This window comes from Variovorax cryoconiti, from assembly GCF_051216395.1.
Taxonomy (GTDB): Bacteria; Pseudomonadota; Gammaproteobacteria; order Burkholderiales; family Burkholderiaceae_C; genus Variovorax.
Genome location: NZ_JBPJZI010000002.1, coordinates 845855 through 858575, shown reverse-complemented (window position 1 = coordinate 858575; position 12721 = coordinate 845855). Strand labels below are relative to the sequence as shown.

18 protein-coding genes are annotated in these 12721 nt (G+C 70.4%); 8 read left to right on the top strand and 10 right to left on the bottom strand.

The genetic code is table 11. From position 1 onward, the window contains the following. Nucleotides 1-43: 43 nt before the first annotated feature. Nucleotides 44-709 carry an alpha/beta hydrolase gene (locus ACSFA2_RS08830; protein WP_435454929.1) on the bottom strand — a complete coding sequence of 222 codons (666 nt, stop codon included), beginning with the start codon at nt 707-709 and terminating at the stop codon, nt 44-46. Between the two features lie 92 nt (nt 710-801). Between ACSFA2_RS08830 and ACSFA2_RS08825 the strand changes: the two genes are divergently transcribed. Both ACSFA2_RS08825 and ACSFA2_RS08820 read left to right on the top strand, forming a co-directional pair. After that, the gene (locus ACSFA2_RS08825; protein WP_435454928.1) at nt 802-1167 is read left to right on the top strand and encodes a hypothetical protein; all 366 of its coding nucleotides are present in this window, start codon (nt 802-804) and stop codon (nt 1165-1167) included. 41 nt (nt 1168-1208) lie between these two features. Next, the gene (locus tag ACSFA2_RS08820; protein WP_435454927.1) at nt 1209-2303 is read left to right on the top strand and encodes a M14 family metallopeptidase; all 1095 of its coding nucleotides are present in this window, start codon (nt 1209-1211) and stop codon (nt 2301-2303) included. 29 nt (nt 2304-2332) lie between these two features. Here the strand turns inward: ACSFA2_RS08820 and ACSFA2_RS08815 are convergent, their stop codons facing one another. Continuing rightward, the gene (locus tag ACSFA2_RS08815) at nt 2333-2734 is read right to left on the bottom strand and encodes a hypothetical protein (RefSeq protein ID WP_435454926.1); all 402 of its coding nucleotides are present in this window, start codon (nt 2732-2734) and stop codon (nt 2333-2335) included. 40 nt (nt 2735-2774) lie between these two features. On the opposite strand from ACSFA2_RS08815, the gene ACSFA2_RS08810 reads away from it, so the two are divergent. Beyond that, a complete protein-coding gene (locus tag ACSFA2_RS08810) occupies nt 2775-2996 on the top strand; it encodes a hypothetical protein (RefSeq protein ID WP_435454925.1) in 222 nt (73 codons plus the stop codon). Here ACSFA2_RS08810 and ACSFA2_RS08805 read toward each other — a convergent pair. After that, nucleotides 2993-3895 (bottom strand): DUF808 domain-containing protein, encoded by a 903-nt coding sequence (locus tag ACSFA2_RS08805; protein ID WP_435454924.1) that lies wholly within the window; start codon nt 3893-3895, stop codon nt 2993-2995. The two genes, ACSFA2_RS08810 and ACSFA2_RS08805, sit on opposite strands and share 4 nt — an antisense overlap. A gap of 112 nt (nt 3896-4007) precedes the next feature. After that, nucleotides 4008-4526 carry a GNAT family N-acetyltransferase gene (locus ACSFA2_RS08800; RefSeq protein WP_435454923.1) on the bottom strand — a complete coding sequence of 173 codons (519 nt, stop codon included), beginning with the start codon at nt 4524-4526 and terminating at the stop codon, nt 4008-4010. 88 nt (nt 4527-4614) lie between these two features. Here ACSFA2_RS08800 and ACSFA2_RS08795 point away from each other — a divergent pair, with 88 nt between their 5' ends. The 3 genes from ACSFA2_RS08795 to ACSFA2_RS08785 are packed head-to-tail and all read left to right on the top strand — an operon-like array spanning nt 4615 to nt 5341. Then, nucleotides 4615-4764: a hypothetical protein gene (locus ACSFA2_RS08795; RefSeq protein ID WP_435454922.1), complete on the top strand. Its 150-nt coding sequence runs from the start codon at nt 4615-4617 to the stop codon at nt 4762-4764. Next, entirely contained in the window at nt 4761-5048 is a 288-nt protein-coding gene (locus ACSFA2_RS08790) for a VF530 family protein (protein ID WP_435454921.1), read from the top strand. The genes ACSFA2_RS08795 and ACSFA2_RS08790 overlap by 4 nt, the downstream gene beginning before the upstream one ends. A gap of 5 nt (nt 5049-5053) precedes the next feature. Further along, entirely contained in the window at nt 5054-5341 is a 288-nt protein-coding gene (locus tag ACSFA2_RS08785; protein WP_435454920.1) for a 2Fe-2S iron-sulfur cluster-binding protein, read from the top strand. On the opposite strand, the gene ACSFA2_RS08780 is transcribed toward ACSFA2_RS08785, so the two are convergent. Beyond that, nucleotides 5338-6579 (bottom strand): MFS transporter, encoded by a 1242-nt coding sequence (locus ACSFA2_RS08780; RefSeq protein WP_435454919.1) that lies wholly within the window; start codon nt 6577-6579, stop codon nt 5338-5340. The two genes, ACSFA2_RS08785 and ACSFA2_RS08780, sit on opposite strands and share 4 nt — an antisense overlap. A 21-nt stretch (nt 6580-6600) precedes the next feature. Here ACSFA2_RS08780 and ACSFA2_RS08775 point away from each other — a divergent pair, with 21 nt between their 5' ends. Further along, the gene (locus ACSFA2_RS08775) at nt 6601-7287 is read left to right on the top strand and encodes an RluA family pseudouridine synthase (RefSeq protein ID WP_435454918.1); all 687 of its coding nucleotides are present in this window, start codon (nt 6601-6603) and stop codon (nt 7285-7287) included. On the opposite strand, the gene ACSFA2_RS08770 is transcribed toward ACSFA2_RS08775, so the two are convergent. The 5 genes from ACSFA2_RS08770 to egtB form a co-directional block, all read right to left on the bottom strand. Next, entirely contained in the window at nt 7288-7728 is a 441-nt protein-coding gene (locus ACSFA2_RS08770) for a universal stress protein (protein WP_286648502.1), read from the bottom strand. Nucleotides 7729-7837: 109 nt separating this feature from the next. Continuing rightward, the gene (locus ACSFA2_RS08765) at nt 7838-8578 is read right to left on the bottom strand and encodes a 2OG-Fe dioxygenase family protein (RefSeq protein ID WP_435454917.1); all 741 of its coding nucleotides are present in this window, start codon (nt 8576-8578) and stop codon (nt 7838-7840) included. Beyond that, the gene (locus ACSFA2_RS08760; RefSeq protein WP_286648504.1) at nt 8575-8856 is read right to left on the bottom strand and encodes a DUF427 domain-containing protein; all 282 of its coding nucleotides are present in this window, start codon (nt 8854-8856) and stop codon (nt 8575-8577) included. Before ACSFA2_RS08760 ends, ACSFA2_RS08765 begins: the two co-directional genes overlap by 4 nt. A gap of 96 nt (nt 8857-8952) precedes the next feature. After that, a complete protein-coding gene (gene egtD / locus ACSFA2_RS08755; RefSeq protein WP_435454916.1) occupies nt 8953-9945 on the bottom strand; it encodes an L-histidine N(alpha)-methyltransferase in 993 nt (330 codons plus the stop codon). Then, on the bottom strand, nt 9946-11196 hold the full coding sequence (gene egtB / locus ACSFA2_RS08750; RefSeq protein ID WP_435454915.1) for an ergothioneine biosynthesis protein EgtB: 1251 nt from the start codon (nt 11194-11196) through the stop codon (nt 9946-9948). A 118-nt stretch (nt 11197-11314) separates the two neighbouring features. Between egtB and ACSFA2_RS08745 the strand changes: the two genes are divergently transcribed. Further along, nucleotides 11315-12646 (top strand): NAD(P)/FAD-dependent oxidoreductase, encoded by a 1332-nt coding sequence (locus tag ACSFA2_RS08745; RefSeq protein WP_435454914.1) that lies wholly within the window; start codon nt 11315-11317, stop codon nt 12644-12646. Nucleotides 12647-12721: the final 75 nt, after the last annotated feature.

Genomic DNA, 12721 nt, shown 5'->3' with positions numbered 1-12721 from the left:
GACGGCTGCTGGCGCGGGGAAACTGCCGAATTCCGGCCCGGGGTCAGCCCAGCACGCGCCGCAGGAAGGCGCCCAGGTCGGCGATTTCCTCCAGGCAGACCGAGTGCGCCATCGGGTAGTCGTGCCATTCCACGGGGTAGCCGAGCCGTTCCAGCGCCGCGCGGGTGTCGGTAGCGCGCGGCAGCACCACCACGCCGTCCTGCGTGCCGTGGGCCAGGAACACCGGCGTCGACTGGTTCGCCGGGTGGCGCTCGGCCTCGGCCGTGGCGGCCAGCGGCAGGTAGCCCGACAGGCCGACGATGCCGGCCAGCCGCTCCGAATGGCGAAGTCCGGTCATGAGCGCCATCGCGCAGCCCTGCGAGAAGCCGGCCAGCACGATGCGTTCGGCCGGGATGCCGCGCGACTTCTCGTTGGCGATCAGCGCCTCGATGGCGTCGCGCGAGCGGCGCAGGCCGGGTTCGTCCTCCCGGCGCACCAGGTCGGGCGCGAAGATGTCGTACCAGGCGGGCATCGGGTAGCCGCCGTTGATGGTCACCGGCATCGACGGCGCGCTGGGGAAGACGAAGCGCACCGGGCCGACGTCGCCGAGTTCGAGTTCCTTGGCGATCGGCACGAAGTCGTTGCCGTCGGCGCCCAGGCCGTGCATCACGATGACGGTGGCGGTGGGGTTGGGCGCGGTTTCGATCTCGAGGGTGGGCAGCAGGGACATGGCAGCGAAGGAAGGTCGGTGGGAACGGGTGGCCGACCGACACGATAGCGCACGCCGGGCGGCTACCCTCTTCGATCACCCCGAGGAACCGCATGAACCGCACGCCCATCCTGCCGACGGACTCGCCGCCCGCCCCTTCCGCGCCGATCCCGGCCGGCCCGGCCTCGCCCTTCGTGGCCCCCAAGTTCGACGCCCTGCTGCTGGTCTGCAGCCGCTGCGCCGAGCGCAGCAGCGGCCCGTCCAAGCGCAAGGCGAAGAAGCTGCCGGGCGAGTTCAAAAAGGCACTCGGCGGGGAGCGGCCGCGTGTTCGCATCGTCGAGTCGTCCTGCCTGGGCCTGTGCCCCAAGAAGGCCACCGCCGTGGCCGCCGCGATGGGCGATGGTCCGCTGCGGCTGGCGGCCGTAGGCGGCAAGTCCGACGTGCAGGCGATGGCCGACCGCCTGCGCGGCCGCCGCTGAGCGCGCGGGCGCAAAAACCACCGGCGCGCAATACTCGACGCATGCACAGCACCCACGCCACCCGTCATTTCTCCGGCAGCTACGCCGAAGCCCGCCGCAAGTTCCTCGACGCCGCAAGCGAACGCCGGGCCACCGTCGGATCGTTCCCGCTCGACGGCCATACCGGCGCGCTGGGCGAGGCGCTGGCCACGGACACCGCCTACCTTGGCGCGCCGGGCGCCGACAAGCTGTTGATCGTCAGCTCGGGCACGCATGGGCCGGAGGGCTTCTGCGGCTCGGGCTGCCAGGTCGCCATGCTGAACGACGCCGACCTGATGGCTCGCCTCGAACGCGCCGGCGTGGCGCTGCTGCTGGTGCACGCGGTCAACCCGCACGGCTTCTCGCACCTGCACCGCACCAACGAAGACAACATCGACCTCAACCGCAACCACATCGACTTCGACGCGCCGCTGCCGGTGAACGCCGCCTATGCCGATGTCGAGCCCTTCGTGCTGCCGGCGCAGTGGCCACCGACCGCGGCCGACGAAGCCGCAATGGCCGCGTACATCGAGAAGCACGGCGTGCGCGGCTACCGCGCGGCCGTGACCACCGGCCAGTACACCTCGCCCGACGGCGTGTTCTACGGCGGCACGGCGCCGTCGTGGAGCAACCGCACCATGCGCGCCATCCTGCGCACGCACGGTGCGGCGGCCAGGCACATCGCGTGGATCGACGTGCACACCGGCCTCGGCCCCTACGGCCACGGCGAGAAGATCTACCCCGGCCGGCCCGACGGCCTGCCGCGCGCGCTGGCGTGGTGGGGCGCCGACGTGTTCGCGCCTTTCGAAGGCACGTCCGCCTCGGCCGATGTGACGGGGCCGGTCGTGACCCTCGTCTACGACGAATGCCCGCAGGCCAGCGCCACGTTGATGGGGCTCGAGTTCGGCACTCTGCCCGACCTGCAGGTGCTCGACCGGCTGCGCGCCGACACCTGGCTGCGCCGCCATCCGGAAGCGCCCGACGCGCAGCAGCGCGCCATCCGCGGCGAGCTGCGCGATGCCTTCTACTGCGACAACGACGAATGGAAGGGCATGGTGCTCGGCCAGGCCCGGGTGGTGATGCTGCAGACGCTGCAGGGCCTGCAGAAGGCGGTCTGAGCGCGCGCGGGTGTGCGCTGACGGGCCGCTCAGCGGCCCGCCGCCTGCCGGCACTGACGCAGGTTGGCGTCGAAGCGGCTGGCCAGCATCGCGTCGCACTCGCTGCCGTTGGGCATCAGGCGGCACAGGCCGACGATCACGACATCGGACACGGCCTCGGTGCAGGTGCGGTACGGCGCCAGCGCCGGGTTGGCGTGGGTCTTGAAGCCCCAATCCTCTGAAAAGACCACGGTGCGGCCCATCGCTTCCTCGAAGTAGTCGCGGTCGCGCTCCTTCACGGCGTTTTCCATCCGCGGCAGTTCGCCGTCGAGGAAACGCACGGCGGCCGCCGGGAACTGGGCCGCGTCCTGTGCGGCGGCACCGCCGGCCGCGAAGGCGGCCAGTGCGAGAAGGCGCCGGAGGGCGCGCAAGGGCTGAAGGGCTCGGGTCATGGGTTCCGATTCTCCTATGCGCCGCCCCTACACTCGCCCGATGGCATCCCAACCTTCACGCGCACCGCGCATGGCCGAACGCGGCGTCCTCTGTCTGCTGATCGGCATCGCGGTGCTGGTCGCGCCGTACTTCCTGCCCTCGTCCGGCTGGCATGACATGATCGCGGGCGCCGCCACGGTCGGCTGGTTCGCCTTGGTGCTGGGTATCGCGCTCATCGTGGTCGACCTGGTGCAGCGGGCCAAAGGCAAGCAACAACGCTAGCGCTTGCCCAGCGCTTTCTTCACCAGTTCCACCGCCCCCAGCACCACCGCACCGGCCACGATGCCGACGCCCGCGTTGACGAGCATCGACCCCACGGTGCCCAAGGCCCCCGCACCGGCCGCCCAGGCCTCGACCGCATGGCCGAAGGCCGGCACACCGTGCACCAGGATGCCGCCGCCCACCAGGAACATGGCGGCGGTGCCGGCCACCGACAGCGCCTTCATGAGCCAGGGCGCGGTCGCCAGGATGCCGCGGCCGAAGGCCTGCTGCGCGGCGCTGGCGCGGCGGGTCAGCCAGAGGCCGGCGTCGTCCAGCTTCACGATGCCCGCCACCAGCCCGTAGACGCCGACGGTCATGATGATCGCGATGCCCGACAGCACCGCCACCTGGGTGCCGAAGGGCTGGCCGCCGACGGTGCCGAGCGTGATCACGATGATCTCGGCCGACAGGATGAAGTCGGTGCGCACGGCGCCCTTGATCTTGGCCTTCTCGGCCGCAACGACATCGACCGCCGGGTCGGCCACGGCCTGCACGTGCTGCGTCACCTCGGCGTCGTGTTCGGCCTTGTGCAGGAACTTGTGGGCCAGCTTCTCGACGCCCTCGAAGCACAGGAAGGCGCCGCCGATCATCAGGAGCGGCGTGATCGCCCAGGGCAGGAAACTGCCGATGAGCAAGGCGGCGGGCACCAGGATCAGCTTGTTGACGAAAGAGCCCTTGCACACGGCCCAGACCACCGGCAACTCGCGGTCGGCCTTGACGCCGGCGACCTGCTGGGCGTTGAGCGCCAGGTCGTCGCCCAGCACGCCGGCGGTCTTCTTGGCGGCGACCTTGGTGAGCACCGACACGTCGTCCAGGACGGTCGCGATGTCGTCGAGCAGGAGAAAGAGGCTGGCGGCCATGGTGCGGGGCGTCGGAGTGATGAAGCCGCGCAGCTTAGCCGCTGGTCAGCCCCGGGTCAGGGGAATCCCGCAACCGTCCTACGCCGCGGCGAGCAGCGCAGGCAAAAAACGTTCAGCTCACGCTGCGCTTGAGGCGAATCTCTTCGATCTTCACGGTGCCGATGGCAGTGGTCTTGGCAGTCTTCATCTCGCGCTTGAAGCCGGCCAGTTCGTGGAAGCGCATGGCGCGTTCGTTGCGCAGCGGCACCCAGATGGTGACGGTGGTGCAGCCCTCTTCCTCGAGGCCGTCGCGTGCGGCATCCCAGAGGGCCACGCCGGCGCCCTTGTCCCAGTGCTCGGGCTTGAGGTAGATGGCCCAGATCTCGCCGGTGGTCGAGGGCGTCTTGGGGTCGCGAGAGCGGTCGTAGCCGACGAAGCCGACGACGTCGCCGTCGAGTTCGGCCACCTGCACCTGCGGCTCGCTGAATTCGATGGCTTCGCGCCACTTGGCTTCACGGGTGGCCGGCGCCAGGGCCAGGAGCTGGTCCTCGGGCAGGATCTCCGCATAGGCCGCGCGGGCCGCGGCGGCGTGGATTTCGGCGATGGCTTTGGCGTCGCGCATCGTGGCGGGACGGACTTCGTAGTGGGACATGAATTCGGAGTTCTTCGATGGAACCGCGTATTGTCGCCGCCCGCTAAACTCGCCGCCACATTCATCATTCATCCTCGGAGAGTCCACCATGGCCAAAGGTCAGCAGCGCGCCAACAAAGAGACGAAGAAGCCCAAGAAGGACACCTCGCCACCGAAGGTTCCGTCTTCGACCCCCGACGAGCCGATCCGCACCATGACCACCGCCGTGATTCCGCGCGGCAAGCTCAAGAACAAGTGACGACCGACGCCGCTCCGCCCACCCCGCCGACGCCAGCCCCCCAGCCGCGCAATCCGCTGCACGGCCTGACGCTCGAGGCCATCGTGCGAGCGCTGGAGGCGGAATACGGCTGGGCCGGCCTGAACGAGCGCATTCCGCTGCGCTGCTTCGGGCAGGACCCGAGCGTGGGCTCGAGCCTGAAGTTCCTGCGCAAGACGCCCTGGGCGCGCGAGAAGGTCGAGAGCCTCTACCTCTTCATGCTGCGCGACCAGCGTCGCCAGTCGCAGGGCGCGGCGCCGCGTTGAGCCCGATGCGGGTGCGCGTCGACCCCCGCGGTTTCGAGTTCGACACCGCCCCCGGCCAGACGCTGCTGCGCGCCGCCGACGCCGCCGGCATCGAACTGCCCAGTTCCTGCCGCAACGGCACCTGCCGCACCTGCCTCTGCCGGCTGCGCACGGGCCAGGTGCACCACACCATCGACTGGCCCGGCCTCAGTGCCGAGGAAAAGGCCGAAGGCTGGATCCTGCCCTGCGTGGCGGAGCCGCTGTCGGACGTCGTGCTCGACGTGCCAGCGGCTTTCTCGGTCTTCGAGGACTAACCGACGATCCGATCGCGTCGCGCCAGCGACGGGAAGAGCTTGAACCAAGCAAGTGCCACGGCCATGGTGCCGACACCGCCCAGCACCACCGAGCCTACCGGCCCCAGCAACGCCGCGGTGGCGCCCGATTCGAACTCGCCCAGTTGGTTGCTCGCACCGATGAAGATCGAGCTGACCGCGCTCACGCGGCCGCGCATCTCATCGGGCGTCTCGAGCTGCACCAGCGTCTGCCGGATCACCACGTTCACCATGTCCGCACCGCCCGAAATCGCCAGCGCGATGAGCGACACCGTGAAGCTGCGCGAGACGCCGAACACCACCATGCACAGCCCGAAGGCGGCCACCGCGATGAGCAGCGTGCGGCCCACATGCCGCTCGATCGGCTGGCGCGTGAGCCAGATCGACGTGAGCAGCGCCCCCACGGCCGGCGCGCTGCGCAGCAGCCCCATGCCCCAGGCGCCGGTGTGCAGGATGTCCTTGGCGTAGATCGGCAGCAGCGCCACGGCGCCGCCGAGCAGCACCGCGAAGAGGTCGAGCGAGATGGCACCGAGCACCGGCTTGCGGCGCCAGATGAAGTTCACGCCCGCGAACACCGTGGCCAGCGTGACCGGCTCGCGCACCCGCGCCGGCTGCAGGTAGCGCAGGCGTGCCACCAGCACGCCGCCCACCACGAACAGCGCCACGCTCGCACCGTAGACCACGCCGGTGCCGGCCGCGAACAGCAGGCCGCCCAGCGCCGGGCCGCCGATGATGGCGCCCTGCATGCCGGCCGAGCTGAAGGCCATCGCGCGCGGCAGCATCAGCGGCGGCACCAGCATCGGCGTGAGCGACTGCTGCGCCGGCATCTGGAAGGCCCGCACGGCACCCAGGACCACCGACAGGCCCAGCAACAGCGCGCGCGAGTCGTGGTGCAGTTCATGTGCCGTCAGCAGCGCCAGCCCGACCACGCCCTGCACCGCGAAACAGGCCGCGACGATGCGCCCGCGGTGGTGCCGGTCGACCACGTGGCCCGCGTACAGCGCCAGCACCAGCGCCGGCACGAATTGGTACAGCCCGACCAGGCCCAGGTCCCAGGCGCTGCCGGTCAGGTCGTACATGTGCCAGCCGATGGCCACCAGCAGCATCTGGCTGGCGGCGGTGCCGAAGAGCCGTGCGACCCACAGCTGCATGAAGGGACGCTCGCGCGTCAGGTCGGAAAAATTCGGGGCGGTGGGCGAGGCTTCGGGAACGGCGGACATCCGGTCGAGAATAGCCGAGCCATGAACACGCTGCTCGCGCCCGCCCTGACCGTCGTCCACCAGGACGCCCACCTGCTGGTGCTCGACAAACCCGCCGGCCTGCTGTGCGTGCCGGGCCGCGGCGAGGACAAGCAGGACTGCCTGAGCGCGCGTGCCGCGGCGCGCTGGCCCGACGCGCTGGTGGTCCATCGGCTCGACATGGCCACCAGCGGCCTGGTGCTGATGGCGCGCAGCCCCGAGGTGCAGCGGGCGCTGGGCGACGCCTTCGCCGCGCAGCAGGTGTGGAAGCGCTACGAGGCGGTGGTCGACGGCGTGCTCGACGAAAGCCTGCACTGGTCGGTGATCGACGCCCCGCTGATGGCCGACTGGCCGCGCCGACCGCTGCAGAAGGTCGACCCGGCCGGCAAGCCGAGCCTCACGCGATGGCGGGTGCTGGAACCGCTGCGCTCACTGGGTGCCAGCCGGCTGCTGCTGGAGCCGCGCACCGGGCGCTCGCACCAGCTGCGCGTGCACCTCGCATCGATCGGCCACACGATCCTGGGCGATGCGTTGTATGGCGACGAAGACAACCAGCGGCGGGCGCCGCGGCTGATGTTGCACGCCAGCGTGCTGCAGTTGCGCCACCCGGTCACCGGCGAGGCGGTGCGCTTCGAGAGCCCGCCGGGCTTCGGCGCGCCGGGCTTCGGGGACGACGCCCGAGCCGCGTGATCAGAGTCCCTTGACCACCATCACCGGCATGGTGGCGTCCTGCAGCACGCGCTGCGTCACGCTGCCGAGCAGCAGCTTCTCGATGCCGGCACGGCCGTGCGAGCCCATCACGATCAGGTCGACGCCGAGCGCCACCGCGGTGTCGACGATGCCTTCGTGCACCACGTGGCCATCGATCACACGCTGGTCGCTGTGCAAGCCTTCCGCGGCGAGTGCCGCCACGCCGCGGGCGAGCGCGGCATTGGCACTCGAGGTGGCCGCGGCCAGGTATTCGTTCTGCCCTAGCGCGTAGTCCGCGCCGACGCCGATGAAGGGGTAGTTGTCGATCACATGAATCAGCGTGATGCGGCTGCCGAAGGCGAGCGCGAGCCCGCTGGCCTTGCTGACCGCATACATCGACGTTTCGGAACCGTCGATCGGCACCAGGATGTGATTGAACATGGATGTCCTCGCTGCGTTCACGGGGCTCGCGCTGGAGCCGGGGCTGCAATTTAACCCGGCCGCCTGTTACCGGTTGTAGAACGCGGGGGGGCGCCCCCGCGCGGCCCGTTCAGTCGCCCTGGAAGCCGCCGGCCCGGCAGGTGACGACCAGCGTATCGCGGTGGCCGCTCTGCCCCTCGACCAGCGGCTGGATCGGCGTCGACTCGTGGATCACCCGGGCGTCGTCGACCAGCATCAGCGTCCAGGGCTCGGTCAGCGTGAAGCGCTCGCCGCGGCGGCCGTCGGCCTCGAACACGCGCGTCTCGCCACCCTTGATGCCCTGGCGCCCGACCAGCATCACCGCCACCAGATCGACGCCGTCGCGGTGCGCGCCCTCGGGCGTCGGCCGGCCGATGCCGTGCGTGGTGTCGATGCGGAACTGGTGCGCTTCGACGAACCAGCGCTGCGTGCCGCGCAGGCCCGTGGCCGCATCGGCGATGCGCACCAGCAGGCGCTGCCAGGCCGCGTTGGCGAGGGTCGCCTGCTCCATCGGCGCGAACCAGCGCTGCATGCCGCCATGCAGGGCGTTGTATTCGACCGGCTGCCAGTGCGCGCGATGCGGCACGGGGGCCAGCGCGTCGCCATCGACCGTGAAGCAGGAATGCCGGCGCTGGCGGTAGCGGCCGCCGTCCTTGAGATACTCGTCGGGCGGGAGACCGTCCCAGTCGGCGCGCAGGGCCTCCAGCGCGTCGAGCGGCACACCGAGCCATTCGGCCACACCTTCGGGGCTGAGCACGGCGTAGCCCTGCAGGCGCAGGGCGTCGACGAGTCGCGAAGGTGGGTCGAACGAAGGCGCAAAAACGGCGCTCACGCCTCGACCTTCACGCCCTTCCAGAAGGCGACGCGGTCTTTCACCTCTTCGGCTTCGGGCTTGGGGTCGGCGTAGTACCAGGCGGCGTCGGCGTTGAGTTCGCCGTTGACCAGCAGCGAGTAGTAGCTGGCCGAGCCCTTCCAGGGGCAGGTGGTCTTGTGGTTGCTAAAGGTGACGTGCTCGCGCTTGAGCGAATCCATCGGGAAGTAGTGGTTGCCTTCGACGACCACGGTGTCGTCGCTCTCGGCGATGGTGACGCCGTTCCAGGTTGCTTTCATGGGAGATCTCCGGATGCCCAGGCCGGCGCGGTGCGCGTCGGCGTTTCTCAAGGGTGCTACAAGGGTGCCGCCGGCGCCTCGCGCGGCGGCAGGCCCCTATTGTGCCGCCGGCGCCTGAAGCCAGTGCACGCTGAACAGGCGCGCAGGGTCGGTCCACACGGCCGTCGGCGCAAAGCCGGCCTTCTCGGCCAGCGCGCGCAGGCCGTCGACGGTGAACTTGTGCGAGTACTCGGTGTGGATCGTCTCGCCTTCGGCGAAGTCGAAGCGCCGGCCGTCGAGCGTCACGCTCTGCGCGCGTCGGCTCACCAGGTGCATCTCGATGCGCTGCAGCGGCGCGTTGTAGAAGGCGGCGTGCGAGAAGCCGTCGAGGTCGAAGTCGGCCTGCAGCTCGGCATTGGCGCGGCGCAGCAGGTTGAGGTTGAAGGCGGCCGTCACGCCCTGCGCGTCGTTGTAGGCGGCGTGCAGCACGGCCGGGTCCTTCACCAGGTCGACGCCGAGCAGCAGCCCGCCACCGCGCAGCAGCCGGGCCGACAGCTGCAGGAAGGCGAGTGCCTCGTCGGGCGTGAAGTTGCCGAGCGTCGAGCCGGGAAAGAAGCCGACCCGGCGGCCCGCGCCCTCGCCCGGCGCCGGCAGCACCAGCGGCATCGTGTAGTCGGCCGCGACCGGCTGCACCGTGAGCTGCGGGTAGTCGGCACGCAGCCGCTCGGCCGCGGCACCCAGGTGCTCGCCGGAAATGTCGATGGGCACGTAGCGCCGCGGCGTCTCGAGCGCGTCGAGCAGCAGCCGCACCTTGGTGAGCGAGCCGGCCCCGAACTCGATGATCTCGGCGTTCGGCCCGATCTGCGCGGCGATGTCGCCGGCGCGCTCGGTGAGGATGTGCAGCTCGGTGCGCGTCGGGTAGTACTCGGGCAGGTCGCAGATGCGGTCGAACAGCGCCGAGCCTTCCACGTCGTAGAAGAACTTGGGCGAGATGCTCTTCGCGCGGCGCGACAGGCCGGCGTGCAGTTCGCGGCCGAACTCGCTGAGCGCGGGCGCGGTGCGCGTGTCGTCGCGCTGAAGGCCGACAGGGAGAGAAGCGGGATTGCGCATTCAGAGATCCTTCGCGAGCCGCAGCCCCGAAAACTGCCAGCGTGCGGCCGGCGGGAAGAAGTTGCGGTAGCTCGGCCGCGTGTGGCCGTCCGGCGTAGCGACGCTGCCGCCGCGCAGCACCAGCTGCCCGACCATGAACTTGCCGTTGTACTCGGCGGCCACGCCGGGCAGCGGGCGGAAGCCGGGGTACGGGTCGTAGGAGGAGCGCGTCCATTGCCACACGTGGCCGGTCATCTCGGTCATGCCCTCGTCGGCGCAGGCGGCCTCCCACTCGAACTCGGTCGGCAGGCGTGCACCGACCCATTCGGCGTACGCCGCCGCTTCGTAGAAGCTCAGTTGCGACACCGGCGCCTCGGGCGCCATCGGCCGCACGCCATGCAGGCCGAAGACCTGCCAGCCCGCCGCGGCACCGCCCTGGAACGCAAGCCGCGGATCGTCCGACGCCAGCCAGTAGGCCGGCGCCCGCCAGCCCTGCGACTGCACCGCGGCCCAGCCGTCGGACAGCCACAGCTCGGGCCGCTGGTAGCCGCCGTCGGCGATGAACTGCGCATAGTCGCCGCAACTCACCAAGCGATCGGCGATGGCATAGGGACGCAGCAACGCACGATGGCGCGGCGTCTCGTTGTCGAAGGCGAAGCCGGCGCCGCCGTGCCCGACTTCCACGTGGCCGCCCGGCTGCGCGCGCCACTGCATGGCCGGTGGCACCGTGGCCAGGCGCAGGGCCGGGTTGGCGGTCGGACGGTACGCCGGCAGCAGCGGGTTGCACGAGAAGGCATGCAGGATGTCGGTGAGCAGCAATTCCTGGTGCTGCTGCTCATGATGCAGGCCCAGCGTGAGGATGGGTTCGATGATCGCCCAGGCCGCGTCATCGACCGTCTCGAGCAGGCGCTCGACCCCGGCATCCACGTGTGCCCGATAGGCGTGCACTTCGTCGATGGCCGGGCGCGTGAGCAGCCCGCGCTGCGGCCGCGGATGGCGCGGGCCCAGCGCCTCGTAATAGGAATTGAACAGGTACTGGAAGCGCGGGTCGAAGGCGCGGTAGCCGTCGGCATGCGGCTGCAACAGCACCGTCTCGAAGAACCAGGTGGTGTGGGCCAGGTGCCATTTGGTCGGGCTGGCATCGGGCATCGACTGGATGCACTGGTCTTCTGGCGACAGCGGGGCGGCCAGTTCGCGGCTGGCGCTGCGCACGGTCCGGAAGGCGTCGCGCAAGGCGTGAGGCGCCTGCGGGTTCGGCCGGGAAAGCGTCATGGGGTCTCCAGATTTGGCAGCGGTGGTTGTAGTCGATGGGCCGGGTCCGCGTCCGTAGGACAAGCCCGCGGACGGTTCCCCCGTCGCAACCGGCCGGGCGGCTGACCATAATGCGCGAATGCCCATTTCCGATCCCGCCCGCCGCCCCCATGTCCTCATCGTGGGCTGTGGTTTTGGCGGCCTCGAAGCCGCCCGTCGATTACAACGTGCAGACGTCGACGTGACGGTGATCGAAAAGACCAACCACCACCTGTTCCAGCCGCTGCTCTACCAGGTCGCGACCGCCGGCCTGGCGGCGCCGTCGATCGCCGCGCCCACGCGCCTGCTCTTCCGCGGGGAGCACAACATCACCACCCTGATGGGCGAGGTGACCGACATCCTTCCGGCCGAACGTGCCGTGCTGCTGCGCGACGGCCTGCGCATCGGCTACGACCACCTGATCGTCGCGGCCGGCGCCACCCACAGCTATTTCGGCAACGACGCCTGGGCCGCCCATGCGCCGGGCCTCAAGACGCTGGCCGACGCCTTCGCGATCCGCCGGCACGTGCTGATGTCGTATGAAGCAGCCGAGAAGGAACCCGACCCGGCCCGCCGCCGCGCATTTCTGACCTTCGCCGTGATCGGCGGCGGGCCGACCGGCGTCGAGATGGCCGGCACGCTGGCCGAGATCGCCCGCCACACGCTCGAAGGCGAGTTCCGCCACATCGACCCGGCCAGCGCCGAGGTGCTGCTGATCGAGGGCGGCCCACGGGTGCTGCAGGCCATGCCCGAGGGGCTGAGCCAGAAGGCGAAGGAGCAGCTCGAACGGCTCGGCGTCAAAGTGCGTCTTGGTGCCAAAGTGACGGCCATCGACGCGACCGGGCTGGACATCGCGACCGCGGCCGGCAACGAGCGCATCGCCAGCCATTGCGTGGTGTGGGCCGCCGGCGTGGCGGCCTCGCCCCTCGGCAAGCTGCTGGCCGCGGCCACCGGCGCCGAAACCGACCGCGCCGGACGCGTGCGCGTCGAACCCGACCTGAGCCTGGCCGGCCATCCGGAGATCAGCGTGGTGGGCGACCTCGCCGCCGCCATGAGCCACGCCCCGGGCCAGGAACCGAAGCCCGTGCCCGGCGTCTCGCCCGGCGCCAAGCAGATGGGCCGCACCGCGGCGAGCAACGTGCTGCACCGCATCGCCGGCACACCGACCCAGGCGTTCCGCTATGCCGACTACGGCAATCTCGCGACCATCGGCCGCAACTCCGCAGTGGTCGACCTGGGCACGCCCTTCGGCCCGCTGCGCTTCAGCGGCAAGCTCGCGTGGCTGTTCTGGCTGTTCGCGCACGTCTACTTCCTCATCGGCTTTCGCAACCGGCTGGTCGTGCTGATGGACTGGGCCAGCGCCTACTGGAGCTTCCGGCGCTATGCGCGCGTGGTGGCCGACGTGGACGGTGCGGGCAAGGGCGAGTCGTAGCCGTGCACCTGACCACGCGCTGACGCGTGTGGCGCAGATCTTGCGGAACGGTGGCCTTCTCCACTGACGCCTCCG